Genomic DNA, 24211 nt, shown 5'->3' with positions numbered 1-24211 from the left:
CCAGCGCGTCCAGCCCCCTTGCGCCCGGCGTACGGGCGCTTTTTTGCATCAGGAAAACAACAATGACAAGAAAGCCCTTCATGCACCTTTCCCTGCTGACCGCCACCAGCGCCCTGCTCGCTCCCCCCGCCCAGGCAGCCTTCGTCGAAGATGGCAAAGCCGCCCTGACCTTGCGCAACTACTACTTCAACAATGACTTTCGCGACCGCCCCAGTGCCGCAGGGCAGAGCAAGACCGCCGAATGGGCCCAGGGCTTTCTGCTCGACTACAAGTCCGGTTTCACCGACGGCACCGTCGGCGTTGGCGTCGACGCCCTCGGCATGCTGGGGGTGCGCCTGGACGGCGGCGGCGGCAACCACCGTGGCAGCTCGATGATTCCCGACGACAGCGACGGCAGCGCCGTCGACCAGTGGAGTCGACTGGGGCTGACCGGCAAACTGCGCTTCTCCAGGACCGAGGCGCGCTACGGCACCTTGCAACCGAAATTGCCGATCCTGGTGACCAACGACGGTCGCGTGCTACCGCAGACCTTCGAGGGCGGCATGATCACCTCCCAGGAGTTCGATGGCCTGACGCTGACCGGAGGGCGCCTGGAGCACACCACCGGACGTGGCTCGAGCAACCGCTCCGGCCTGGCTGTCGCGGGGGGCACCCAAGAGAGCAACGCGTTCCTCTTCGCCGGCGCCGACTATCAATTGAGCGAAGCACTCAAGCTGCAGTACTACGCCGCCAAGCTCGAGGACTACTACGTGCAGCACTTCGGCGGCCTGGTACACGTCTGGACGCTGGCCGACAACCAGTCGCTGACCACCGACCTGCGTTACTTCAAGACCGATGCCGACGGGCGCAACGATTCGGCCTCTGGACGTGCAGCAGGTTATCAGGTGAGCGGCTTGGCCGATACGCCGGGCAAGATCGACAACGACACCTGGAGCGCGATGTTCACCTATGCACTCGGTGGTCATGCGTTGCTGCTGGGCCATCAGCGGGTATCTAACAGCGGCAACTTCGTGCAACTCAACCAGGGCAATACCGGCGAAGGGGCGGCGGGTGCCAGTATCTATCTGTTCACCGATCGCCTGGTGACCAGTTTCACCCGGGCCGGCGAGCGCACCACCTTCGGCCAGTATGCCTACAACTTCGCGGCGCTGGGGGTGCCGGGGCTGACTGCCTCGGTGGCCTATCTGAAGGGCAGCCACATCCGCATGGCATCGGGTGGCGACGAGCAGGAATGGGAACGCGACATCGCCCTGGATTACGTGGTGCAAGACGGAACGCTCAAGGGGCTGGCGTTCAGCTGGCGCAATGGCATGCTGCGCAGCGGCGTGCCGAGCGAATGGAACCAGGACCAAAACCGGGTGATGGTGAGCTACTCACTACCGTTGCTGTGAGCCTGAACCGCAGGAGCGGGCTTGCCCGCTCCTGCGAGGTCATCTACTCCGATCAGGAAGTGTGCTGCGCGCCCTCGAACCAGGCCAGCTTGTCACGCAACTGCACCACCTCCCCGACGATCACCAAGGTCGGCGCATGCACCTCATGCCGTGCCACCAGCTCCGGCAGGTCGGCCAGGGTGCCAGTGAACACCCGCTGGTTGCGTGTCGTCCCTTGCTGCACCAACGCTGCCGGGGTACTGGCCGCACGGCCATGGCGGATCAACTCGGCACAGATGGTCGGCAGCCCCACCAGGCCCATGTAGAACACCAGGGTCTGGGCCGGCGCTACTAGGTCATGCCACGGCAGGTTGCTGGTGCCATCCTTCAGGTGACCGGTGACGAAACGCACCGATTGGGCATAGTCCCGGTGGGTCAGCGGGATCCCGCCATAGGCGGAGCAGCCGCTGGCCGCGGTGATGCCCGGCACCACCTGGAACGGGATGCCCTCCCCAGCCAACTCCTCGATCTCCTCGCCACCACGACCGAAGATGAACGGATCGCCGCCCTTGAGCCGCAACACGCGCTTGCCCTGGCGGGCCAGGTCGACCAGCAGGCGGTTGATCTGCTCCTGGGGCACGGCATGGTCGGCGCGGCGCTTGCCCACATAGATCCGCTCGGCATCGCGCCGGCACATCTCGATGATGGCCGGCGCCACCAGGCGGTCGTAGAGCACCACGTCGGCCTGCTGCATCAGGCGCAGGGCACGGAAGGTCAGGAGGTCCGGATCGCCCGGCCCGGCACCGACCAAGTACACCTCGCCGCCTTGCTGCACCGCCGCGCCATCGACCTTGGCCTGCAACAGGCGCTCGGCCTCGCTGCCCTGCCCGGCCAGCTGGCGCTCGGCGATCGGCCCCTGAAAGACCTCCTCCCAGAAACCGCGACGCTGGTTGACGTCTGGGTACAGGGCCTTGACCTTGTCGCGAAAACGCGCCGCCAGCCCGGCCAGTTCGCCATAGGCGGCCGGGATCCAGGCCTCCAGCCTGGCACGGATCAACCGCGCCAGCACCGGTGCGTCGCCACCGCTGGACACCGCCACCACCAGGGGCGAACGGTCGACGATGGCCGGGAAGATCACCGTGCACAGCGCCGGGGCATCCACCACGTTGACCGGCAGGCAGCGGCCTTGTGCGTCCGCCGACACCTGGGCATTGAGCGTCGGGTCGTCGGTGGCCGCGATCACCAGCCGGCAGCCTTCCAGGTCGCCGACCTGGTAGCCACGCACCAGGACCTCGCCGCCCCCCTCCTGGGCCAACGCCGCCAGCTGGCTGTCGACCTGCGGCGCGACCACCCGCAGCGCGGCGCCGGCATCGGCCAGCAGACGCGCCTTGCGCAAGGCGATCTCGCCGCCGCCGACGACCAGCACGCGGCCGCCCTGCAGCTTGTGGAACAGCGGCAGGAAATCCATTTAGCCGATGACCTCGATACCACCCATGTACGGCTTGAGCACTTCCGGCACACGGATCGAACCGTCGGCCTGCTGGTAGTTCTCCAGCACCGCCACCAGGGTGCGGCCCACGGCCAGGCCGGAGCCGTTGAGGGTGTGCACCAGTTCCGGCTTGCCGGTTTCCGGGTTGCGCCAGCGCGCCTGCATGCGCCGCGCCTGGAAGTCACCACAGTTGGAGCAGGAGCTGATCTCGCGGTACTTGTCCTGGCTCGGCACCCAGACTTCCAGGTCGTAGGTCTTCACCGCACTGAAGCCCATGTCGCCGGTGCACAGGGCCAGTACGCGGTACGGCAGCTCCAGGGCCTGCAGCACGCGCTCGGCGTTGGCGGTCAGGCCCTCCAGGGCTTCCATCGACTTGGACGGCTCGACGATCTGCACCATCTCGACCTTGTCGAACTGGTGCTGGCGGATCATGCCACGGGTATCGCGGCCCGAGGCACCGGCCTCGCTGCGGAAGCACGGGGTATGGGCGACGAACTTGACCGGCAGTTGCTTGGCATCGAGGATCTCGCCGGCGACGATGTTGGTCAGCGACACCTCGGCGGTCGGGATCAGGTAGAAATCGGCCTCGTCTTCACGGGCGATCTTGAACAGGTCTTCCTCGAACTTCGGCAACTGGCCGGTGCCCTGCAGGGCCGGCGCCTGCACCAGGTACGGGGTGTAGGCTTCCTCGTAGCCGTGCTCGCGGGTGTGCAGGTCGATCATGAACTGGGCCAGGGCGCGGTGCAGGCGGGCGATCGGGCCGCGCAGCAGGGCAAAGCGGGCGCCGGAAAGCTTGGCTGCGGTCTCGAAGTCCAGGCCGCCGCTGATCTCGCCCAGAGCCACGTGGTCCTTGATCTCGAAATCGAACGCGCGCGGCGTGCCCCAGCGGCGCACCTCGACGTTGGCATCCTCGTCCGCGCCGACCGGTACGCTGGCGTCCGGCAGGTTGGGGATGGTCAGGACGATGGCGTCCAGCTCGGCCTGAATGCCGTCCAGCTCGACCTTGCCGGCGGCCAGCTCGTTGGCCATGCGCTCGACATCGGCCATCAGCGGGGCGATGTCCTCGCCCTTGGCCTTGGCCTGGCCGATGGACTTGGAACGGGCGTTACGCTCGGCCTGCAGTTGCTCGGTGCGGGTCTGCACCGCCTTGCGGCGCTCTTCCAGGGATTCGATGCGCGCGACATCCAGGCTGAAGCCACGGGAGGCCAGGCGGTCCGCCACTTCCTGAAGTTGGCCGCGTAACAGTTTGGAATCGAGCATATCGTTCTCTCGTTGTGTGTGTGTTGGTTCAGAATTTGGTCAGGGACAGGCCGGCCCAGGTGGCCAGCAGCCCGCCCACTACGCTGATACCGGTATAGCCCAGGGCCAGCGGTACTTGCCCGCTTTCCATCAGGCGCACGGTATCCAGCGAAAAGGAGGAAAAGGTCGTCAGGCCACCGAGGAAGCCCACGATCAGCCCTGCGCGCAGCTCGACCGGCGCCAGCGGCTTGTGCAGGAACAGGCCGTAGAGCAGGCCGATCAGCAGGCAGCCGACCAGATTGACCGCCAGCGTACCGGCATAGAAGTGTCGTGGCCAGTGGGCAGCGACCCAGTTGGCGGTGGCGAAGCGCAGCAGCGTGCCGGCGACGCCGCCCGCGCTGACGGCGGCGATGAGTACGATCACGGTTTTCTCCGTTGGCGGGGGCTGTTGCGGTCGAGCTCGGCCAGGTGGCGCAGCTTTTCGCCGATCTTCAGTTCCAGGCCCCGGGGTACCGGTTGGTAGTACTGGCGCGGCTCGAGCTGCTCGGGGAAGTAGTCCTCGCCGGCGGCGTAGGCATCGGGCTCGTCGTGGGCGTAGCGGTACTCCTCGCCGTAGCCCAGTTGCTTCATCAACTTGGTCGGGGCATTGCGCAGGTGCAACGGCACCTCCAGCGAGCCGTGCTCGGCCGCCTCGCGCATGGCCGCCTTGAAGCCCATGTACACCGCGTTGCTCTTCGGCGCACAGGCGATGTAGGTGATGGCCTGGGCCACCGCCAGTTCGCCTTCCGGGCTGCCCAGGCGCTCCTGCACGTCCCAGGCCGCCAGGCACAGGCTCAGGGCACGGGGGTCGGCGTTGCCGATATCCTCGCTGGCCATGCGTACCACGCGGCGGGCGATGTACAGCGGGTCGCAGCCCCCATCGAGCATGCGCGCATACCAGTACAGGGCGGCGTCCGGGTTGGAGCCGCGCACCGACTTGTGCAGCGCCGAGATCTGATCGTAGAAGGCCTCGCCGCCCTTGTCGAAGCGGCGGCGGCTGTCACCGAGCAGGCTCTGCAGCAGGTCGACGCCGATCTCGCCACCGTCCTCGGCCAGGTCCGAGGCGTTCTCCAGCAGGTTGAGCATGCGCCGGCCATCGCCGTCGGCGGCGGCCATGAGCATCTGAAAGGCTTCGTCACCGACCTGCAGCCGACGCTCGCCCAGGCCGCGCTCCTCGGTCAGGGCGCGGTTGACCAGCTTGCGCAGGGCGGCTTCGTCCAGGCTCTTGAGCACATAGACCCGGGCCCGCGACAGCAGCGCGTTGTTCAGCTCGAACGAGGGGTTCTCGGTGGTGGCGCCGATGAAGATCAGCGTGCCGTCTTCCACATAGGGCAGGAAGGCATCCTGCTGGGACTTGTTGAAGCGGTGCACCTCGTCGACGAACAGGATGGTCCGACGGCCGTACTGGCCAGCCTGCTGCTTGGCCACCTCGACCGCCTGGCGGATCTCCTTGACCCCGGCCAGCACCGCCGAGACGGTCTCGAAATGCGCATCGCAGAACTGCGCCAGCAGCCGCGCCAGGGTGGTCTTGCCGACCCCGGGTGGCCCCCAGAAGATCATCGAATGCAGCGCGCCCTGCTCCAGCGCCTCGCGCAGCGGCTTGCCGCGTGCCAGCAGGTGCTCCTGGCCGACGTACTCGTCCAGGTTGGACGGACGCAGGCGGGCGGCCAGGGGCTGGGCGACAGGTTCGCTTCGAAACAGGTCCATGATGCGCTCTCGTTACTCCTGGATGACGTCGGCGCCTTCCGGGATCTTGAACTGGAACTTGCTCGCCGGGACCGCCTCGTTGGCCTTGACCCCGTTGAACAGGATATTGGTGCGCTGCCCGACGCTGTCGATCAGTTGCATGTCGTTGATCAGCCCACGGCGGAACGACACCCGCAGCGAGTCGAACAGGGTGTCCCGGGTCTTGGGCTTGAGGGTGAAGTCCAGGACCTCGCCCTGCTCCTTGGAGGTGATGTCGAAGCTCTGGCTGATCTTCGACACGTCACCGGACAGCAGCAGCGCCGGGGTCTGGTTCAGGCGCTCGTCGAGCTTCTTGACGGTGGCCTGCTCCAGGTCCGGGTCCCACAGGGTGACCTTCTGGCCATCGGACACCACCACCTGTTCCTGGGGCGCATCGGTGTGCCAGTAGAACAGGCCTGGGCGCTTGACCGCCATCTCGCCGCTGGTCTCCTGCAGGCTGGTGCCACTGGCATCCAGGGTCAGCTGGGAGAAACGGGCAGTGATGGTCTGCGACTTTTCCAGCAATTGGGTCAGGCGCGCCACGTCCTTCTCGTCGGCATGGGCCGACACGGCGCCCAGGGCCAGGGCAGAAACCAACAGCATGCGAATCGCGCGCATGGGAATCCTCGTCGAACAGTGAATGGGCCGGGCGCCGCCTTCGGCGCCCGGCAAGGTGATCATCAATCGCGTGGGCCGCCCGGGGCAATCACTTCCCGCGAGCCGTTGCTGTTCATGGGGGTGACCACGCCAGCCATCTCCATGGCCTCGATCATCCGCGCAGCGCGGTTGTAGCCGATCTTCAGCTTGCGCTGCACCGCGGAAATGGATGCCCGACGGCTTTCCAGGACGAACTGCACCGCTTCGTCGTACAGGGCATCGGCTTCCGGATCGTCGCCATCGCCACCACCGCCACCACCACCGTCGAAGCCGCTGCCGGCCTCCTCGACACCGTTGAGGATGTCGTCGTTGTAGTCCGGTGCGCCACGCAGTTTCCAGGCCTCCACCACGCGGTGCACCTCGTCGTCGGAGACGAAGGCGCCATGCACGCGGATCGGCAGGCTGGTGCCCGGCGGCATGTAGAGCATGTCACCGTGGCCGAGCAACTGCTCGGCGCCGCCTTGATCGATGATGGTCCGCGAGTCGATCTTGCTCGACACCTGGAAGGCCATGCGGGTCGGGATGTTGGCCTTGATCAGGCCGGTGATCACATCCACCGACGGACGCTGGGTGGCGAGGATCAGGTGGATACCGGCGGCCCGCGCCTTCTGGGCGATACGGGCGATCAGCTCTTCGACCTTCTTGCCGACGATCATCATCATGTCGGCGAATTCGTCGACCACCACGACGATGGTCGGCAGGGTCTTCAGTGCCGGCGGCTCGTCGTCCATGCTCTCGCGGCGGTACAGCGGGTCGGGGATCGACTCGCCGGCCTCCTGGGCGTCCTTGATCTTGCGGTTGAAGCCGGCCAGGTTGCGCACGCCCATCGCCGCCATCAGCTTGTAGCGCCGCTCCATCTCGGCCACGCTCCAACGCAAGGCGTTGGCGGCGTCCTTCATGTCGGTGACCACCGGGCAGAGCAGGTGCGGGATGCCCTCGTAGATCGACAGCTCGAGCATCTTCGGGTCGATCATGATCAGGCGCGCGTCTTCCGGGCTGGACTTGAACAGGATCGACAGGATCATGGCGTTGACCCCCACCGACTTACCGGAACCGGTGGTACCGGCCACCAGCAGGTGGGGCATCTTGGCCAGGTCGGTGATGACCGGCTTGCCACCGATGTCATGGCCCAGGGCCAGGGTGACCGGCGACTTGGCCTCGTCGTACTGGGACGACGACAGCACCTCGGAGAAGCGCACGATCTGGCGGTTCTCGTTGGGGATCTCGATACCCACGGTGGTCTTGCCGGGGATCACCTCGACCACGCGCACACTGGTCACCGCCAGGGAGCGCGCCAGGTCCTTGGCCAGGTTGGCGATGCGGCTGACCTTGACCCCGGCCGCCGGCTGGATCTCGTAGCGGGTGATCACCGGGCCCGGGTGGATCGAGTCCACCGAGACTTCGACGCCGAATTCCTTGAGCTTGATTTCCAGCAGGTGGCCGACGCCGGCCAGCGACTCGGGCGAGTACTCGATCTTCTTCTGCTCGGCCGGGTCGAGGATGGAAATCGACGGCAGGGTCCCTTCCACGGCGCTGTCGACGAACAGCGGCGCCTGTTTTTCCTTCATCACCCGCTTGCTCGGCTCCGGCGCCTTGGCCGGGGCCGGCATGATCACCGGCGCCGGCTGCTGCTCGCGCTGGGTCACGTGCTTGTTCAGGGCTTGGTCACGCTCGATGATGCGCTCGCGGGCCTTGACCTGCTCGCGCTTGTCGGCCACCACCGGGGCGACTACTTCGTCGATCTGCTCGTCCACCTCGCGCAGTTGCGCCACCAGGCGCTTGCGCTCGTTGCGCGCCGCCCACCAGCGATTGGCCGCGCTCTGCACCAGTTCGAACAGGTCGAGGGTGATCTTGCCGGTGATGTCCATCACCTTGAACCAGGACAGGTCGGTGAAGACGGTCAGGCCGAACAGGAACAGGGCGATGAACATCAGCGTGCTGCCCTGCACGTTGAGCAGGTTGCGCGCCAGGTCGCCCAGGCTTTCGCCCAGCGCGCCACCGGCGGAGAACGGCAAGCTTGCCGGCGGATGGAAATGGATATGCGCCAGCGCCGCGCCCGACAGCACCAGGAACACCAGGCCGATCAGCCGCCAGGAGAACAGCCAGCCGCTCCACTGCCAGGGCTGGTGGCGTTCGCGGAAGATCTGCCAGGTCTTGATCGCCAGCAGCAGCGGGAAGATGTAGGCGAAATACCCCAGCACCATGAACAGGATATCGGCGAAGTAGGCACCGGCACGGCCGGCGGCGTTCTGCACCTGCTCGACGTTGCTGGTGTGGCTGAAGCCCGGATCCGCCGTGTCGTAGGTCAGCAGTGCCATCCACAGGTACAGGCACAGGGCGCCGACGGCGATCAGTGCGCCTTCCTTGAGGCGGTAATGCAGCTGCTGCCGCCACAGGGGCACGGGCAAGGGGGTCGGGGTTGCGGTGGATTTCTTCAAAACGCGTCTATTCCTGCGCTTGCTGCGCGTCCAGTAGTGATCGACCCGGTGACCGGTCGACGAACCACTACTTTTAACATTACTGCCCGCCAGCCGCCATGGCGGCACGCCATACGGGGCGTGAACGGGGGCCAATTTCCTATGCCTGCAATTTGAGCACGCATTTTCTTTCGTGACAAAGGCTTATGCTGTGTTTTTGCACAGGTATGACAGCAAATGTCCGGGTTGGTGCCGGATGGCGGGCGATTGTGTAGGAAATCTTCCATTGCATGCATGAGCAAGCGTCAATCGGTGCCGCCCCCCTGCCACACGCTCTTACAAGACCATGCATTGACCTGCAACCACCGCCGCGCCATGCTCTTCACCCTCCCCTCCCCCACCGCCGAAAGACAATGCTCACCTGGTTGACCCGTGACTCGCTCACCTTCCCGCCCCTGGAAAAAGCCCTGCACGAGCCCAACGGCCTGCTCGCCGCCGGCGGCGACCTGAGCCCGGAGCGATTGGTGCAGGCCTATCGCCATGGTTGCTTCCCCTGGTACCAAGACGGCCAACCGATCCTCTGGTGGTCACCCGACCCACGCACCGTGCTGTTCCCGGACGAGCTGCACGTGTCTCGCTCACTGGCCAAACTGATGCGCCAAGGCCGCTACCAGGTCACCTTCGACACCGACTTCCCGGCGGTGATCGCCGCCTGCGCCGCCCCCCGCGACTATGCCGACGGCACCTGGATCACCGACAACATGCGCGCCGCCTATTGCGAGCTGCATCGGCGCGGCATCGCCCACTCGGTGGAGGTACGCCAGGAGAGCGAGCTGGTCGGCGGCCTGTATGGCCTGGCCATGGGCCGGCTATTCTTCGGCGAATCGATGTTCAGCCGCGCCGACAATGCCTCCAAGGTGGGCTTCGCGACGCTGGTCGAGCACCTGCGGCAGGCCGGCTTCGTGCTGATCGACTGCCAGATGCCGACCAACCACCTGCACAGCTTCGGCGCCCGCGCCATCAGCCGCGCCAGCTTCGCCGACCACCTGGCGCGCTACCTGGACCAACCCAGCGGCGCCACCTGGGTGCGCTAGGCGAGTTCTGCCAGCTGGCTTACACTTAAGGCAAAGTCTTGCCGAGGGGTCGATCATGACAGAGTTGGCGCGGTTGAAGTTCTATGCCACTCAGCCCCACTCCTGCAGCTACCTCCCGGACGAGCAGGCCACTACCCTGTTCCTCGATCCCAGCCAACCGATGGACGTGCATGTGTACGCCGACCTGTCGGAAATGGGCTTTCGCCGCAGTGGCGACCACCTGTATCGCCCCCATTGCCAGCACTGCAATGCCTGCGTGCCAGCGCGCATCCCGGCCGCGCGCTTCATCCCCAACCGCCAGCAACGGCGTATCCTCAAGCGCAACGCCGACCTCACCGTCAGCGCCGCACGCCCGGCGTTCAAGGAAGAGTATTTCGACCTGTACCGGCGCTATATCGAGCAGCGCCATGCCGACGGTGACATGTACCCGCCAAGCCGCGACCAGTTCTCCACCTTCCTGGTGCGCGACCTGCCGTTCTGCTGGTTCTACGAGTTCCGCCTGGAAGGCAGGCTGATGGCAGTGGCGGTGTGCGACCTGCTGCCCAACGGCCTGTCGGCGGTCTACACCTTCTACGAGCCCGAGGAAGAACGCCGCAGCCTGGGCCGCTACGCCATCCTCTGGCAGATCACCGAGGCGCTGCGGCAGAACCTCGACGCGGTCTACCTCGGCTACTGGATCAAGAACTGCAAGAAAATGAACTACAAGACCCAGTACCGCCCCATCGAACTGCTGATCAACCAGCGCTGGGTCACCCTCAATTGAAAGCATTGGCTTGAAACACAGTTTTCGGGCATAATCCACGCCACTTTTTTTGCCCGATGCAGTGGTGCGTCGGGCCGTCACTGGATACCGAGGGCTTTACTGCATGTCGAAAGAAGACAGCTTCGAAATGGAAGGTACTGTCGTCGACACCCTGCCCAACACCATGTTCCGCGTGGAGTTGGAAAACGGGCACGTCGTAACCGCGCACATCTCCGGCAAGATGCGCAAGAACTACATCCGCATTCTCACTGGCGACAAGGTCCGCGTCGAACTGACGCCGTACGACCTGAGCAAGGGCCGCATCACCTACCGCGCGCGCTAAGCTCAAGCCAATGAAAAGCCCGGCCATGTGCCGGGCTTTTTCATGGATTACGAGAAACCGGGGCCGCAAAGCGGCCCCGTTACTACGGTCACGCCACCTCGGCCGTGGTCTCGAAGTCGAACACCAGCTCGCCATCGCGCAGGTCGATGTGCACCACCCCGCCGTGCTCGGCCAGCTCGCCGAACAGGATCTCCTCGGCCAGCGGCCGCTTGATCTTGTCCTGGATGAGCCGTGCCATCGGCCGCGCGCCCATCTGCACGTCGTAACCGGTGGTCGCCAGCCAGCCGCGGGCATCGTCGCTGACTTCCAGCAGTACACGCTTGTCTTCCAGCTGCGCCTGCAGTTCGATGAGGAACTTGTCGACGATGCTCTTGATCGTCTCGTGGCTCAGGCGGCCGAACTGGATGATGGTGTCCAGGCGGTTGCGGAACTCCGGCGTGAAGCTCTTGCGGATGACTTCCATGGCGTCGGAGGTATGGTCCTGCTGGGTGAAGCCGATCGAGGCCCGCGCGGCGGTCTCGGCGCCGGCGTTGGTGGTCATGATCAGGATCACGTTGCGAAAATCCGCCTTGCGCCCGTTGTTGTCGGTCAGGGTGCCGTGGTCCATCACCTGCAGCAGCAGGTTGAAGACTTCCGGGTGGGCCTTCTCGATCTCGTCGAGCAACAACACGCAATGCGGCTGCTTGGTGATCGCCTCGGTCAGCAGACCGCCCTGGTCGAACCCGACGTAGCCGGGCGGCGCACCGATCAGACGCGACACGGTATGCCGCTCCATGTACTCGGACATGTCGAAGCGCACCAGCTCGACACCCAGGGCTTTGGCCAACTGGCGCGCCACCTCGGTCTTGCCCACGCCGGTAGGGCCGGCGAAGAGGAACGAACCGACCGGCTTGTCGGGCGCCTTGAGCCCGGCACGCGAGAGCTTGATCGCCGTGGCCAGCGAGTCGATCGCCGCGTCCTGGCCGAACACCGTGAGCTTGAGGTCACGCTCGAGGTTGCGCAGCAGCTCCTTGTCGGAGCTGGTGACATGCTTCGGTGGAATCCGCGCGATCTTGGCGACGATGTCCTCGACCTGCGGCACGTCGATGCGCTTGACGCGGCTGTCCTCCGGCTGCAGGCGCTGATAGGCGCCGGCCTCGTCGATCACGTCGATGGCCTTGTCCGGCATGTGCCGGTCATTGATGTAGCGTGCGGCCAGTTCCGCCGCGGCACGCAGGGCCTCGTCGCTGTACTCGATGTTGTGGTGGCTCTCGAAGCGGCCTTTCAGGCCACGCAGGATACCCACGGTGTCTTCCACCGACGGCTCGGTGACGTCGACCTTCTGGAAACGCCGCGCCAAGGCACGGTCCTTCTCGAAGATGCCACGGAACTCCTGGAAGGTGGTCGAACCGATGCAGCGGATGTCACCGGACGACAGCAACGGCTTGAGCAGGTTGGACGCATCCATCACCCCTCCCGACGCCGCGCCGGCACCGATGATGGTGTGGATCTCGTCGATGAACAGGATCGCCTGCGGGCGCTTGCGCAGTTCGCCAAGCAAAGCCTTGAAGCGCTTTTCGAAATCGCCCCGGTACTTGGTGCCAGCCAGCAGGGCACCCAGGTCGAGGGAGTACACCACGCTCTGGGCCAGCAGGTCCGGGACCTGGCCATCGACGATGCGCTTGGCCAGGCCTTCGGCGATGGCGGTCTTGCCCACCCCGGCCTCGCCGACCAGCAGCGGGTTGTTCTTGCGCCGGCGGGCGAGGATCTGGGCGACCCGCTCGACTTCCTGCTCGCGCCCCACCAGTGGGTCGATGCGGCCCAGACGGGCCAGTTCGTTCAGGTTGCTGGCATAGGCGTCCAGCGGATTGCCCGAGGACGCGGCCTCGCCGCCCTCCTCGTCCTGCATGTCCTGGTCGCCTTCGCTGTGCGGCCCATGACCCGGCACCTTGGAGATGCCATGGGCGATGTAGTTGACCACGTCGATGCGGGCCACGCTCTGCTGCTTGAGCAGGAACACGGCCTGGCTTTCCTGTTCGCTGAAGATCGCCACCAGCACGTTGGCGCCGGTGACTTCGCGCTTGCCGGAGCTCTGCACATGGAACACGGCACGCTGCAGTACACGCTGGAAGCCCAGGGTCGGCTGGGTCTCGCGGTCCTCGTCATGCACGGGGATCAGCGGCGTGGTGGAATCGATGAACTCCTGCAGGTCGTGCTTGAGCTTGTCGAGATTGGCGCCACAGGCGCGCAGAACGGTCGCGGCGGCCTCGTTGTCAAGGAGTGCCAGCAGCAGATGCTCGACGGTCATGAATTCATGACGCTTCGAACGGGCCTCCTTGAAGGCCAGATTGAGGGTGACTTCGAGCTCGCGGTTTAACATAGCTTCACCTCATACCCAAGTGGTCGGCGATTAACCGTCCTTCTCGATTTCACAGAGTAGCGGATGCTGGCTTTCCCTGGCGTATTGGTTGACCTGCATGGCCTTGGTCTCGGCGATGTCGCGGGTAAACAATCCGCACACTGCCCGCCCTTCGGTGTGGACGGTCAGCATGATCTTGGTCGCCAGCTCGCGGTTCAGATTGAAGAACGTCTCGAGCACTTCGACGACGAAATCCATCGGTGTGTAGTCATCGTTGAACAAAACCACCTTGTACATCGGTGGCGCCTGCAGGATCGGCTTGGCTTCCTGTACCGCCAGACCGGAGCCGTCGTCCTCGTTAGATTGCGGGCGATCCTGATTGAATGTTAGTCGAATCTGGCTGAGTGGATGCATGGAAAGAATTTCATCATATCGACAGGTTAAGGTAGTGGGTTGACCGCGAAGGCCGCGCCCGGCGCGGGCGCCGTCTGACCTTGACTATCGGCAAAACGGTGTTACAACCAATAAGAACCCACCGTGGTCGATAAAGATCCGCGCAGTCAACCAGATTTTTTCGCATGGTTCGTATGCGGATGACGTGGATGATACTCCAGTGATGGAGTCCTTTGCAGAGGGACATGAGGATGGCGAGCGGTAAAGTCAAGTGGTTCAACAATGCCAAGGGCTATGGATTCGTCAATGAGGAGGGCAAGAGCGAAGACCTGTTCGCCCACTATTCGCATATCCAGATGGACGGCTACAAGACGCTCAAGGCCGGCCAGCCCGTGACCTTCGATATCGTCCAGGGCCCCAAGGGCCTGCACGCGGTGAATATCTGCGGTGCCGGCGCCACGGCCGCGAAGGCCGAAGCCCAGCCTGTGGCGAATACCGTCCAGGCCTGATCCACACAGCCTTCTGCAGGCACATCGGGAACCGGCCAGCCCTCGCAGGGCTGGCCGGTTTTCATTTGTTGCCTAAATTAGAACGAAACCTGACCCAGTGTTTTTAGGGGCGCCCCTGTGGGAGCGGCCTTGTGTCGCGAAAGGGCTGCAACGCAGCCCCAACGACCCGCGCCTTCACATGTGCTTGATCATCTCGTCACCGAAGCCCGAGCTGCCGACCAGCGTGGCCCCGTCCATCAGGCGTTCGAAGTCATAGGTAACGGTCTTGGCCGCGATGGCGCCATTGGTTCCCTTGATGATCAGGTCGGCCGCCTCGGTCCAGCCCATGTGCCGCAACATCATCTCCGCCGAGAGGATCACCGAGCCTGGGTTGACCTTGTCCTGCCCGGCGTACTTGGGCGCGGTGCCATGGGTCGCCTCGAACATGGCCACGGTGTCGGACAGGTTGGCCCCCGGCGCGATGCCGATGCCGCCCACCTCCGCCGCCAGGGCGTCGGAGAGGTAGTCGCCGTTGAGGTTGAGGGTGGCGATCACGTCATACTCGGCCGGGCGCAGCAGGATCTGCTGGAGCATGGCATCGGCGATGGCGTCCTTGACCACGATGTCGCGGCCAGTCCTGGGGTTCTTGAACGTCATCCAGGGGCCGCCATCGAGCAACTCGGCCTTGAACTCGTCGCGCGCCACCTCGTAGCCCCAGTCCTTGAAGGCGCCTTCGGTGAACTTCATGATATTGCCCTTGTGCACCAGGGTCACCGACTCGCGGTCGTTGTCCACGGCGTACTGCAACGCCTTGCGCACCAGGCGCTTGGTGCCCTCCTCGGAGACTGGCTTGACGCCGATGCCGCAGTTCTGGTCGAAGCGGATCTTGGTGACGCCCATTTCCTCCTTGAGGAACTTGATCACCTTGTTCGCCTCGGGCGAGCCGGCCTTCCACTCGATGCCGGCATAGATGTCCTCGGAGTTCTCGCGGAAGATCACCATGTCGACGTCGCCAGGCTTCTTCACTGGGCTGGGCACGCCCTGGAACCACAGCACCGGACGCAGGCAGACATACAAGTCCAGTTGCTGGCGCAGGGCCACGTTGAGCGAGCGAATGCCGCCGCCCACCGGGGTGGTCAGCGGCCCCTTGATCGACACCACGTACTCGCGCACCGCGTCGAGGGTTTCCTGGGGCAGCCAGGTGTCCTGGTCATAGACCTGAGTGGCTTTTTCGCCGGCATACACCTCCATCCAGGCGATCTTGCGCTTGCCGCCGTAGGCCTTCTGCACGGCGGCATCCACCACCTTGATCATCACCGGCGTGACATCGATGCCAATGCCGTCGCCCTCGATGTAGGGGATGATGGGGTTGTCTGGAACGTTGAGCGAATGGTCTGCATTGACGGTGATCTTGGTGCCTTCTGCCGGAACCTTGATTTTCTGGTATCCCATGCTGCACTACTCCGCTTGCCAAGTGTGATTGGACATCCTGCGATCCATTGAGCCTAAACCAGCTTTTCCGGGCTGCAAGCTTCAAGCTGCAAGCGGCAAGCTGATCGGCGCTGGATTCAATGACGGGCACGCCTCCAAAACCGCGCCGACCGCAAGCTCAGCCACACCGCATAGCCGCTTTTTCTTGCCGCTTGCAGCTTGAAGCTTGCAGCCCCTCGAGCCTGCGGCATCACGCCACATTGCTCCTACGCCTTTGGTCTTATAAGTGAATCGATATCACTTCGCCTTGCTGATTAGGCCGAAGGGTTTGGTATACTCCGGCGCTGACCGCAGGGTCATTGGGGCGAACCCTTGGAAAAACGCGGCTCGCCCTCGGCCATCAACGGCCAAAAAGCCTGGGCCGTTACCGCGACCCAGCCGTTTGACGCTCGACTGATGCATCCACCATCACCGCTCGTAGCCTCTCGACCAATTGCCCATGGCGCCGCCAGGGCGAAGCGCCTACCCTGCGCACCTCGAGACTTCGAGCACGCTCAGCAAAACAGAGAGTTAACCCGCATATGCCCACCCGTTCCAAGATCATCTACACCTTCACCGACGAAGCTCCCGCCCTCGCCACCTACTCACTGCTGCCAATCATCGAAGCCTTCACCGCTTGCGCTGACATCGCCGTCGAAACCCGCGATATCTCCCTCGCTGGCCGTATCCTCGCCGCGTTCCCCGAGCAGCTCGGTGCCGAGAAGCAGGTAGGCGATCACCTGGCGGAACTGGGCCAGCTGGCCACCACCCCGCAAGCCAACATCATCAAGCTGCCGAACATCAGCGCCTCGGTACCGCAGCTCAAGGCCGCGATCAAGGAACTGCAGGGCAAGGGCTACAACATCCCCGACTACGCCGACGAGCCGGCCACCGAGGCCGAGAAGGAAGCCCGCGCGCGCTACGACCGCATCAAGGGCAGCGCCGTGAACCCGGTCCTGCGTGAAGGCAACTCCGACCGCCGCGCCCCGCTGTCGGTCAAGAACTACGCCCGCAAGCACCCGCACAAGATGGGCGCCTGGGCCGCCGACTCCAAGTCCCACGTGGCGCACATGAGCCAGGGCGACTTCTACGGCAGCGAAAAGGCCGCGCTGATCGAGGCCGATGACAGCCTGCGCATCGAGCTGGTCGGCAAGGACGGCGCCACCACCGTCCTGAAGGAAAAGACCCCGGTCAAGGCCGCCGAAGTCATCGACTGCGCCGTCATGAGCCGCAAGGCCCTGAAAGCCTTCATCGCCGAGCAGATCGCCGACGCCAAGGCCTCCGGCGTGCTGCTGTCGGTCCACCTGAAGGCGACCATGATGAAGGTCTCCGACCCGATCATGTTCGGCGTCATCGTCGAGGAGTTCTACAACGACGTGCTGGCCAAGCACGCCGCCGCCCTGGCCGAGGTAGGCTTCAACGCCAACAACGGCATCGGCGACCTGTACGCCCGCATCAAGGACCTGCCAGCCGACAAGCAGGCCGAGATCGAAGCCGACGTCCAGGCCCTGTACGCCGTCCGTCCGGCCCTGGCCATGGTCAACTCCGACAAGGGCATCACCAACCTGCACGTGCCGAGCGACGTCATCGTCGACGCCTCGATGCCGGCCATGATCCGTGACTCGGGCAAGATGTGGAACGCCGCGGGCGAACTGCAGGACACCAAGGCAGTCATCCCTGACCGTTGCTACGCCGGCATCTACCAGGCCGTGATCGAGGACTGCAAGGCCAACGGCGCCTTCGACCCGACCACCATGGGCAGCGTGCCGAACGTTGGCCTGATGGCGCAGAAGGCCGAGGAATACGGCTCCCACGACAAGACCTTCCAGATCAAGGCCGACGGCGTCGTGCGCGTGGTCGACGGCAAGGGCCAGGTGCTGCTGGAGCAGAACGTCGAGGCCGGCGATATCTTCCGCATGTGCCAGACCAAGGACGCGCCGATCCAGGACTGGGTCAAGCTGGCCGTCAACCGCGCTCGCCTGAGCGACACCCCGGCGGTGTTCTGGCTGGACCCCGCCCGCGCCCACGACGGCGTGATGATCGAGAAGGTCCAGAAGTACCTGAAGGACCACGACACCAGCGGCCTGGACATCCGTATCCTGGCACCGGTCGAGGCCATCAAGTTCTCCCTGGCGCGCATCCGCGAAGGCAAGGACACCATCTCGGTGACCGGCAACGTACTGCGTGACTACCTGACCGACCTGTTCCCGATCATGGAGCTGGGCACCAGCGCCAAGATGCTGTCGATCGTTCCGCTGATGAATGGCGGCGGCCTGTTCGAGACCGGTGCCGGCGGTTCGGCGCCCAAGCACGTGCAGCAGCTGGTCGAAGAGAACTTCCTGCGCTGGGATTCGCTGGGCGAGTTCCTGGCCCTGGCCGCTTCCCTGGAGCACCTGGGCAACGCCTACGCCAACCCACGCGCCAAGGTCCTGGCCAACACCCTGGACCAGGCCACCGGCAAGTTCCTCGACGGCAACAAGTCGCCAGCACGCAAGGTCGGCAACATCGACAACCGCGGCAGCCACTTCTACCTGACCCTGTACTGGGCCGAAGCCCTGGCCGCGCAGAGCGACGATGCCGCCCTGCAGGCGCGCTTCGCCCCACTGGCCAAGGCCCTGGCCGAGAACGAGGCGACCATCGTCGCCGAGCTCAACGCCGTGCAGGGCAAGCCGGCCGACATCGGTGGCTACTACGCCCCGGATGCCGAGCTGACCAGCAAGGTGATGCGCCCGAGCCAGACCTTCAACAGCGCGATCGCCGCACTGTAAGGTTCGCTTGACGTAACAGCGCAAACCCCGGCCACGCACCGGGGTTTGTGCTTTTTCAGCTTCGAGTTTCGAGCTGCAAGCGGCAAGAGAGAGCAGCCTGCGAGCCGCTTTTTCTTGCCGCTTGCAGCTCGACGCTCGCCACTTTGGAAAAAACCGAGCATGTCCTGGCAACCCCACATCACCGTCGCCACCATCGTCGAAGACCAGGGCCGCTTCCTCATGGTCGAGGAATTCAAGGCCGGCCAGCACGTCTTCAACCAGCCCGCCGGGCACCTGGAAGCCAACGAGACCCTGCCCCAGGCCGCCCTGCGCGAAACCCTCGAGGAAACCGCCTGGGAAGTCGAGCTCACCGGCGTGGTCGGCATCTACCTGTACACCGCGCCGAGCAACGGCGTGACCTACCAGCGCATCTGCTTCGCCGCCCGCCCCGTGCGCCAACGCCCGGAGCTGGCCCTGGACAGCGACATCGTACGCGCCGTCTGGCTGACCCGCGACGAGCTGCTGGCCGACCCCACGCGCTGGCGCAGCGAACTGGTGCCGCGCTGCATCGACGACTACCTGGCAGGCCCCTTGCACAGCCTCGACCTGCTGCGCGACTGACGCGCGAGGCCCGGCCTGATAGAATCGGCCTTTTTCCCAGATACAACCGGTAGCCATGACCAGCCCAGCACTCAAAGACCCCGCCAAGACCCGCGTCATCGTCGGCATGTCCGGCGGCGTGGACTCTTCCGTCTCCGCCCTTCTGCTCATGGAGCAGGGCTACCAGGTGGAAGGTCTGTTCATGAAGAACTGGGAAGAGGACGATGGCACCGAATATTGCACCGCCCGCGAAGACCTGGCCGATGCCCAGGCCGTGTGCGACCGCATCGGCATCACGCTGCACACCGCCAACTTCGCCGCCGAATACTGGGACAACGTGTTCGAGCACTTCCTCGCGGAATACAAGGCCGGCCGCACGCCGAACCCGGACATCCTCTGCAACCGCGAGATCAAGTTCAAGGCCTTCCTCGACTACGCCCTGTCGCTCGGCGCCGACCTGATCGCCACCGGCCACTACGTGCGTCGCCGCGACACCGGCGAGCTCACCGAACTGCTCAAGGGCCTGGACCCGAACAAGGACCAGAGCTACTTCCTGCATGCCGTCGGCGGCAAGGAAATCGCTCGCACCCTGTTCCCGGTCGGCGAACTGGAAAAGCCCGAGGTACGCGCCATCGCCGAGAAACACGGCCTGGCCACGGCCAAGAAAAAGGACTCCACCGGCATCTGCTTCATCGGCGAGCGCCGCTTCAGCGACTTCCTCAAGCAGTACCTGCCGGCCCAGCCCGGCAACATCGAGACCACCGAAGGCGAAGTGATCGGCCGCCACCACGGCCTGATGTACCACACCATCGGCCAGCGCCAGGGCCTGGGCATCGGCGGCATGAAGGACGCCGGCGACGAGCCGTGGTACGTGCTGGAGAAGGACCTGTCGCGCAACGTGCTGGTCGTCGGCCAGGGCAACGAACACCCCTGGTTGTTCTCCCGCGCCCTGCTGGCCTCGGAGATCTACTGGGTCAACCCGGTCGACCTGTCCGCCCCGCGCCGCCTCGCCGCCAAGGTGCGCTACCGCCAGGGCGACCAGGCCTGCGTGCTCGAGCGCACCGCGAGCGGCTACCGGGCCGTGTTCGACGAGCCGCAACGGGCCGTGACCCCGGGCCAGTCGGTGGTGTTCTACGACGGCGAGGTGTGCCTGGGTGGCGGTGTGATCGAAACCGCCGAGCCCTGGAGCCCACGCGCATGAATGGTACCCAAGAGCAACTGGTCGCCCTCGGTGGTGTGTTCCAGGCCGCGGTGCTGGTCGACCGCATCGCCCGTACCGGCCAGGCCAGCGAGGCCGACATCGGCTGCATGCTCGGCAGCCTGCTGGTGCGCGACCCCAAGGACACCCTGGAGGTGTTCGGTGGCGACGACCTCAACCTGCGCGACGGCTACCGTGCCCTGGTCGGCGCCCTGGAGCGCGACCCCAGCAGCCTGCAGCGCGAACCCCTGCGCTATGCCCTGTCGATGCTGGGCCTGGAGCGCCAGTTGGCCAAGCGCGGCGACATGCTCGACACCATCGGCCAACGCCTGCCGCAGATCCAGGCCCAGGCCGACCATTTCGGCCTGGTTCACGAAAATGTCATCGCTTCCAGTGGAGCCTTGTACCAGGACACCCTGAGCACCCTGCGCCAGCGTATCCAGGTGCATGGCGACATGCGCTTCCTGCAGCAGGCCAGCAATGCGTCGAAGATCCGCGCCCTGCTGCTCGCCGGTATCCGTGCCGCGCGCCTGTGGCGCCAACTGGGCGGGCACCGCTGGCAACTGGTGTTCAGCCGGCGCAAGTTGCTCAACGAGCTGTACGACATGATGCGGGGGTAAGCGCAAGCTGCAAGTAGAAGCAGCGTAGCGTTCGCATTCTCTTGCCGCTCGTAGCTCGAGGCTCGCTGCTGCCCTTTTTCATGTATGATATGCGCCCCTTCAAAAGCCTGACTGTCCGAGAACACGCCATGCAGCTCTCCTCGCTCACTGCGGTTTCCCCTGTAGACGGCCGCTACGCCGGCAAAACCCAGGCCCTGCGCCCCATTTTCAGCGAATACGGCCTGATCCGTTTCCGCGCCCTGGTCGAGGTGCGCTGGCTCCAGCGCCTGGCCGCCCACCCGCAGATCGCTGAAGTGCCCGCCTTCTCGGCCGAGGCCAACGCCCTGCTCGACACCCTGGCCAGCGACTTCAAGCTCGAGCACGCCGAGCGCGTCAAGGAAATCGAGCGCACCACCAACCATGACGTCAAGGCCATCGAGTACCTGCTCAAGGAGCAGGCCGCCCAACTGCCCGAGTTGGCCAAGGTCAGCGAGTTCATCCACTTCGCCTGCACCAGCGAGGACATCAACAACCTGTCCCACGCCCTGATGCTGCGCGCCGGTCGCGACGAAGTGCTGCTGCCCTTGATGCGCCAGATCGCCGAGGCCATCCGCACCCTGGCCCATCAGCATGCCGACGTGCCGATGCTCTCGCGCACCCACGGCCAGCCGGCCTCGCCGACCACCCTGGGCAAGGAGCTGGCCAACGTGGTCTACCGCCTGGAGCGCCAGATCGCCCAGATCGCCGCCGTGCCGCTGCTGGGCAAGATCAACGGCGCCGTAGGCAACTACAACGCCCACCTGTCGGCCTACTCGCAGATCGACTGGGAAGCCAACGCCCGTGCCTTCATCGAGGAAGAGCTGGGCCTGCAGTTCAACCCCTACACCACCCAGATCGAGCCGCACGACTACATCGCCGAGCTGTTCGACGCCATCGCCCGCTTCAACACCATTCTCATCGACTTCGACCGCGACGTCTGGGGCTACATCTCCCTGGGCTACTTCAAGCAGAAGACCGTCGCTGGCGAGATCGGCTCCTCGACCATGCCGCACAAGGTCAACCCGATCGACTTCGAGAACTCCGAGGGTAACCTGGGGATTGCCAACGCCCTGTTCCAGCACCTGGCCAGCAAGCTGCCGATCTCCCGCTGGCAGCGCGACCTGACCGACTCCACCGTGCTGCGCAACCTGGGCGTGGGCTTCGCCCACAGCGTCATCGCCTACGAGGCCAGCCTCAAGGGCATCGGCAAGCTGGAAGTGAACGTCGCCCGCATCGCCGAAGACCTGGACGCCTGCTGGGAAGTCCTGGCCGAGCCGATCCAGACCGTCATGCGCCGCTACAACATCGAGAATCCCTACGAGAAGCTCAAGGAGCTGACCCGTGGCAAGGGCATCAGCCCCGAAGCCCTGCAGGCGTTCATCGATGGCCTGGACATGCCGACCGACGCCAAGGCCGAGCTCAAGCAGCTCACCCCGGCCACCTACATCGGCAACGCGGCGGCCCAGGCCAAGCGCATCTGAGCCAGCCTCCGCGTTCGACGCCCGGCCTGGCCGGGCGTTTTTATTCCCGGACGAAAATTACGTTTTTTCAATAGGTTGAACATGAATCCTGATACTCCACTGCAGCTGCTGGGTGGCCTTACGGCCCGCGAATTCCTGCGCGACTACTGGCAGAAGAAGCCCCTGCTGGTGCGCCAGGCCTTCCCGGACTTCCAAAGCCCGATCGACCCCGACGAGCTGGCCGGCCTGGCCCTGGAAGAAGAAGTCGAGTCGCGCCTGGTGCTCGAGCACGGCGAACGCCCCTGGGAGTTGCGTCGCGGCCCGTTCGCCGAGGACACCTTCGCCACCCTGCCGGAGCGTGACTGGACCCTGCTGGTGCAGGCGGTCGACCAGTTCGTCCCGGAAGTGGCCGAGCTGCTGGAGCACTTCCGCTTCCTGCCCAGCTGGCGTATCGACGATGTGATGATCAGCTTCGCCGCTCCCGGCGGCAGCGTTGGCCCGCACTTCGACAACTACGACGTGTTCCTGCTCCAGGGCCACGGCAAGCGCAACTGGAAGATCGGCCAGATGTGCGACAGCGACAGCCCGCTGCTGGACCACGCCGACCTGCGCATCCTCGCCGATTTCGAGCAGCAGGACGAATGGACCCTGGAACCCGGCGACATGCTCTACCTACCGCCGCGCCTGGCCCACTACGGCGTGGCCGAAGACGACTGCCTGACCTACTCGGTGGGCTTCCGCGCGCCGAGCGCGGCCGAAGTGCTGACCCACTTCACCGACTTCCTCAGCCAGTTCCTGCCGGACGAAGAGCGCTACAGCGACGCAGACGCAGAGCCTGCCAGCGACCCGCACCAGATCCAGCACGATGCCCTCGAGCGCCTCAAGACCCTGCTGGCCGAGCACATGGGCGATGAACGTCTGCTGCTGACCTGGTTCGGCCAGTTCATGACCGAGCCGCGCTACCCGGAGCTGGTGTCCGGCGAAGAACTGAGCGAGGAAGAGCTGATCGACAGCCTCGAACAAGGCGCGATCCTGGTCCGCAACCCCAGCGCGCGCCTGGCCTGGTCGGAAGTCGACGACAACCTGCTGCTGTTCGCCAGCGGCCAGAGCCGCCTGCTCCCGGGCCACCTGCGCGAGCTGCTGAAACTGATCTGCGCCGCCGACGCACTGCACATCGAAAACCTTGTACAGTGGCTGGAAGACGAAGATGGCCTGACGCTGGTATGCCAGCTGGTCAAACAAGGAAGCCTGGGATTTGCCAATGAATAAGATCAGCGTTCGCCTCGCCGACTGGCACAAAGACAACGCCGATATCCACCGCATCCGCAGCGCGGTGTTCGTCGCCGAGCAACACGTGCCGCCGGAGCTGGAGTTCGACGCCGAAGACCCGAGCGCCGTGCACTTCCTGGCCCTGGAAGGCGACTACCCGATCGGCACCGCACGCCTGCTGCCCGATGGCACCATCGGCCGGGTCTCGGTGCTCAAGGACTGGCGTGGCCTGAAGGTGGGCGATGCACTGATGCGCGCGGTGATCGTCGAGGCGCAGAACCGCGACCTCAAGCAGCAGATGCTCAGTGCCCAGGTGCATGCCACACCGTTCTACGAGCGCCTGGGGTTCCGGGTGGTCAGCGAGGAATTCCTCGAGGCCGGCATTCCCCATGTCGACATGGTGCGCGATTCCCGCGAACTGGCCTGATCCCCCAGGGCCGGCCCTGCCGACCATCGCGACGCAAAGTGCTCCCACAGGGCCCAGCAGAGAACCTG

The 24211-nt window shown here is 64.9% G+C and carries 21 protein-coding genes; 12 read left to right on the top strand and 9 right to left on the bottom strand.

Annotation, left to right across the window (positions count from 1 at the left end):
• The first annotated feature begins 80 nt into the window (after nt 1-80).
• The gene (locus tag NJF35_RS11365; RefSeq protein ID WP_253080566.1) at nt 81-1391 is read left to right on the top strand and encodes an OprD family porin; all 1311 of its coding nucleotides are present in this window, start codon (nt 81-83) and stop codon (nt 1389-1391) included.
• A gap of 52 nt (nt 1392-1443) precedes the next feature.
• Here the strand turns inward: NJF35_RS11365 and cysG are convergent, their stop codons facing one another.
• The 6 genes from cysG to ftsK form a co-directional block, all read right to left on the bottom strand.
• The gene (gene cysG / locus NJF35_RS11360; protein WP_225789195.1) at nt 1444-2838 is read right to left on the bottom strand and encodes a siroheme synthase CysG; all 1395 of its coding nucleotides are present in this window, start codon (nt 2836-2838) and stop codon (nt 1444-1446) included.
• Nucleotides 2839-4119, bottom strand: coding sequence for a serine--tRNA ligase (serS, locus tag NJF35_RS11355; RefSeq protein ID WP_225789194.1), 1281 nt, complete (start codon nt 4117-4119; stop codon nt 2839-2841).
• Between the two features lie 28 nt (nt 4120-4147).
• Nucleotides 4148-4522 (bottom strand): fluoride efflux transporter CrcB, encoded by a 375-nt coding sequence (crcB, locus tag NJF35_RS11350; protein ID WP_225789193.1) that lies wholly within the window; start codon nt 4520-4522, stop codon nt 4148-4150.
• A complete protein-coding gene (locus tag NJF35_RS11345; protein ID WP_225789192.1) occupies nt 4519-5844 on the bottom strand; it encodes a replication-associated recombination protein A in 1326 nt (441 codons plus the stop codon). Before NJF35_RS11345 ends, crcB begins: the two co-directional genes overlap by 4 nt.
• A gap of 12 nt (nt 5845-5856) precedes the next feature.
• The gene (gene lolA, locus NJF35_RS11340; protein ID WP_225789191.1) at nt 5857-6480 is read right to left on the bottom strand and encodes an outer membrane lipoprotein chaperone LolA; all 624 of its coding nucleotides are present in this window, start codon (nt 6478-6480) and stop codon (nt 5857-5859) included.
• Between the two features lie 62 nt (nt 6481-6542).
• Nucleotides 6543-8957, bottom strand: coding sequence for a DNA translocase FtsK (gene ftsK / locus NJF35_RS11335; protein WP_253080565.1), 2415 nt, complete (start codon nt 8955-8957; stop codon nt 6543-6545).
• Nucleotides 8958-9349: 392 nt separating this feature from the next.
• Between ftsK and aat the strand changes: the two genes are divergently transcribed.
• The 3 genes from aat (at nt 9350) to infA (ending at nt 11115) form a co-directional block, all read left to right on the top strand.
• On the top strand, nt 9350-10030 hold the full coding sequence (aat, locus tag NJF35_RS11330) for a leucyl/phenylalanyl-tRNA--protein transferase (RefSeq protein WP_225789189.1): 681 nt from the start codon (nt 9350-9352) through the stop codon (nt 10028-10030).
• Between the two features lie 55 nt (nt 10031-10085).
• Nucleotides 10086-10793 (top strand): arginyltransferase, encoded by a 708-nt coding sequence (locus NJF35_RS11325; protein WP_225789188.1) that lies wholly within the window; start codon nt 10086-10088, stop codon nt 10791-10793.
• A gap of 103 nt (nt 10794-10896) precedes the next feature.
• Nucleotides 10897-11115 carry a translation initiation factor IF-1 gene (gene infA, locus NJF35_RS11320; protein ID WP_002553999.1) on the top strand — a complete coding sequence of 73 codons (219 nt, stop codon included), beginning with the start codon at nt 10897-10899 and terminating at the stop codon, nt 11113-11115.
• A gap of 88 nt (nt 11116-11203) precedes the next feature.
• Here the strand turns inward: infA and clpA are convergent, their stop codons facing one another.
• Both clpA and clpS read right to left on the bottom strand, forming a co-directional pair.
• Nucleotides 11204-13474, bottom strand: a complete 2271-nt coding sequence (clpA, locus tag NJF35_RS11315) for an ATP-dependent Clp protease ATP-binding subunit ClpA (protein ID WP_225789187.1) — start codon at nt 13472-13474, stop codon at nt 11204-11206.
• Nucleotides 13475-13504: 30 nt separating this feature from the next.
• A complete protein-coding gene (clpS, locus tag NJF35_RS11310) occupies nt 13505-13867 on the bottom strand; it encodes an ATP-dependent Clp protease adapter ClpS (RefSeq protein ID WP_225789186.1) in 363 nt (120 codons plus the stop codon).
• A 230-nt stretch (nt 13868-14097) separates the two neighbouring features.
• Here clpS and cspD point away from each other — a divergent pair, with 230 nt between their 5' ends.
• Nucleotides 14098-14355 (top strand): cold shock domain-containing protein CspD, encoded by a 258-nt coding sequence (gene cspD / locus NJF35_RS11305; protein WP_317235052.1) that lies wholly within the window; start codon nt 14098-14100, stop codon nt 14353-14355.
• Nucleotides 14356-14529: 174 nt separating this feature from the next.
• On the opposite strand, the gene icd is transcribed toward cspD, so the two are convergent.
• Nucleotides 14530-15786 (bottom strand): NADP-dependent isocitrate dehydrogenase, encoded by a 1257-nt coding sequence (gene icd, locus NJF35_RS11300; protein WP_225789185.1) that lies wholly within the window; start codon nt 15784-15786, stop codon nt 14530-14532.
• A 560-nt stretch (nt 15787-16346) separates the two neighbouring features.
• Here icd and NJF35_RS11295 point away from each other — a divergent pair.
• The 7 genes from NJF35_RS11295 (at nt 16347) to NJF35_RS11265 (ending at nt 24143) form a co-directional block, all read left to right on the top strand.
• Nucleotides 16347-18572 (top strand): NADP-dependent isocitrate dehydrogenase, encoded by a 2226-nt coding sequence (locus NJF35_RS11295; protein ID WP_225789184.1) that lies wholly within the window; start codon nt 16347-16349, stop codon nt 18570-18572.
• Nucleotides 18573-18731: 159 nt separating this feature from the next.
• Entirely contained in the window at nt 18732-19172 is a 441-nt protein-coding gene (locus NJF35_RS11290; RefSeq protein WP_225789183.1) for an NUDIX hydrolase, read from the top strand.
• A 55-nt stretch (nt 19173-19227) separates the two neighbouring features.
• The gene (mnmA, locus tag NJF35_RS11285; RefSeq protein ID WP_225789182.1) at nt 19228-20352 is read left to right on the top strand and encodes a tRNA 2-thiouridine(34) synthase MnmA; all 1125 of its coding nucleotides are present in this window, start codon (nt 19228-19230) and stop codon (nt 20350-20352) included.
• The gene (hflD, locus tag NJF35_RS11280; protein WP_225789181.1) at nt 20349-20969 is read left to right on the top strand and encodes a high frequency lysogenization protein HflD; all 621 of its coding nucleotides are present in this window, start codon (nt 20349-20351) and stop codon (nt 20967-20969) included. Before mnmA ends, hflD begins: the two co-directional genes overlap by 4 nt.
• Before the next feature lie 128 nt (nt 20970-21097).
• A complete protein-coding gene (gene purB, locus NJF35_RS11275; protein ID WP_253091046.1) occupies nt 21098-22468 on the top strand; it encodes an adenylosuccinate lyase in 1371 nt (456 codons plus the stop codon).
• Nucleotides 22469-22549: 81 nt separating this feature from the next.
• A complete protein-coding gene (locus NJF35_RS11270) occupies nt 22550-23716 on the top strand; it encodes a cupin domain-containing protein (protein ID WP_225789179.1) in 1167 nt (388 codons plus the stop codon).
• Nucleotides 23709-24143, top strand: a complete 435-nt coding sequence (locus tag NJF35_RS11265) for a GNAT family N-acetyltransferase (RefSeq protein ID WP_225789178.1) — start codon at nt 23709-23711, stop codon at nt 24141-24143. The genes NJF35_RS11270 and NJF35_RS11265 overlap by 8 nt, the downstream gene beginning before the upstream one ends.
• Nucleotides 24144-24211: the final 68 nt, after the last annotated feature.

Origin of the sequence: Pseudomonas guariconensis, from assembly GCF_024127895.1 — a bacterium.
Taxonomy (GTDB): domain Bacteria; phylum Pseudomonadota; class Gammaproteobacteria; order Pseudomonadales; family Pseudomonadaceae; genus Aquipseudomonas; species Aquipseudomonas guariconensis_B.
Note: the sequence above shows the minus strand (reverse complement) of the source record. Positions and strands in the feature narration are given on the sequence as shown.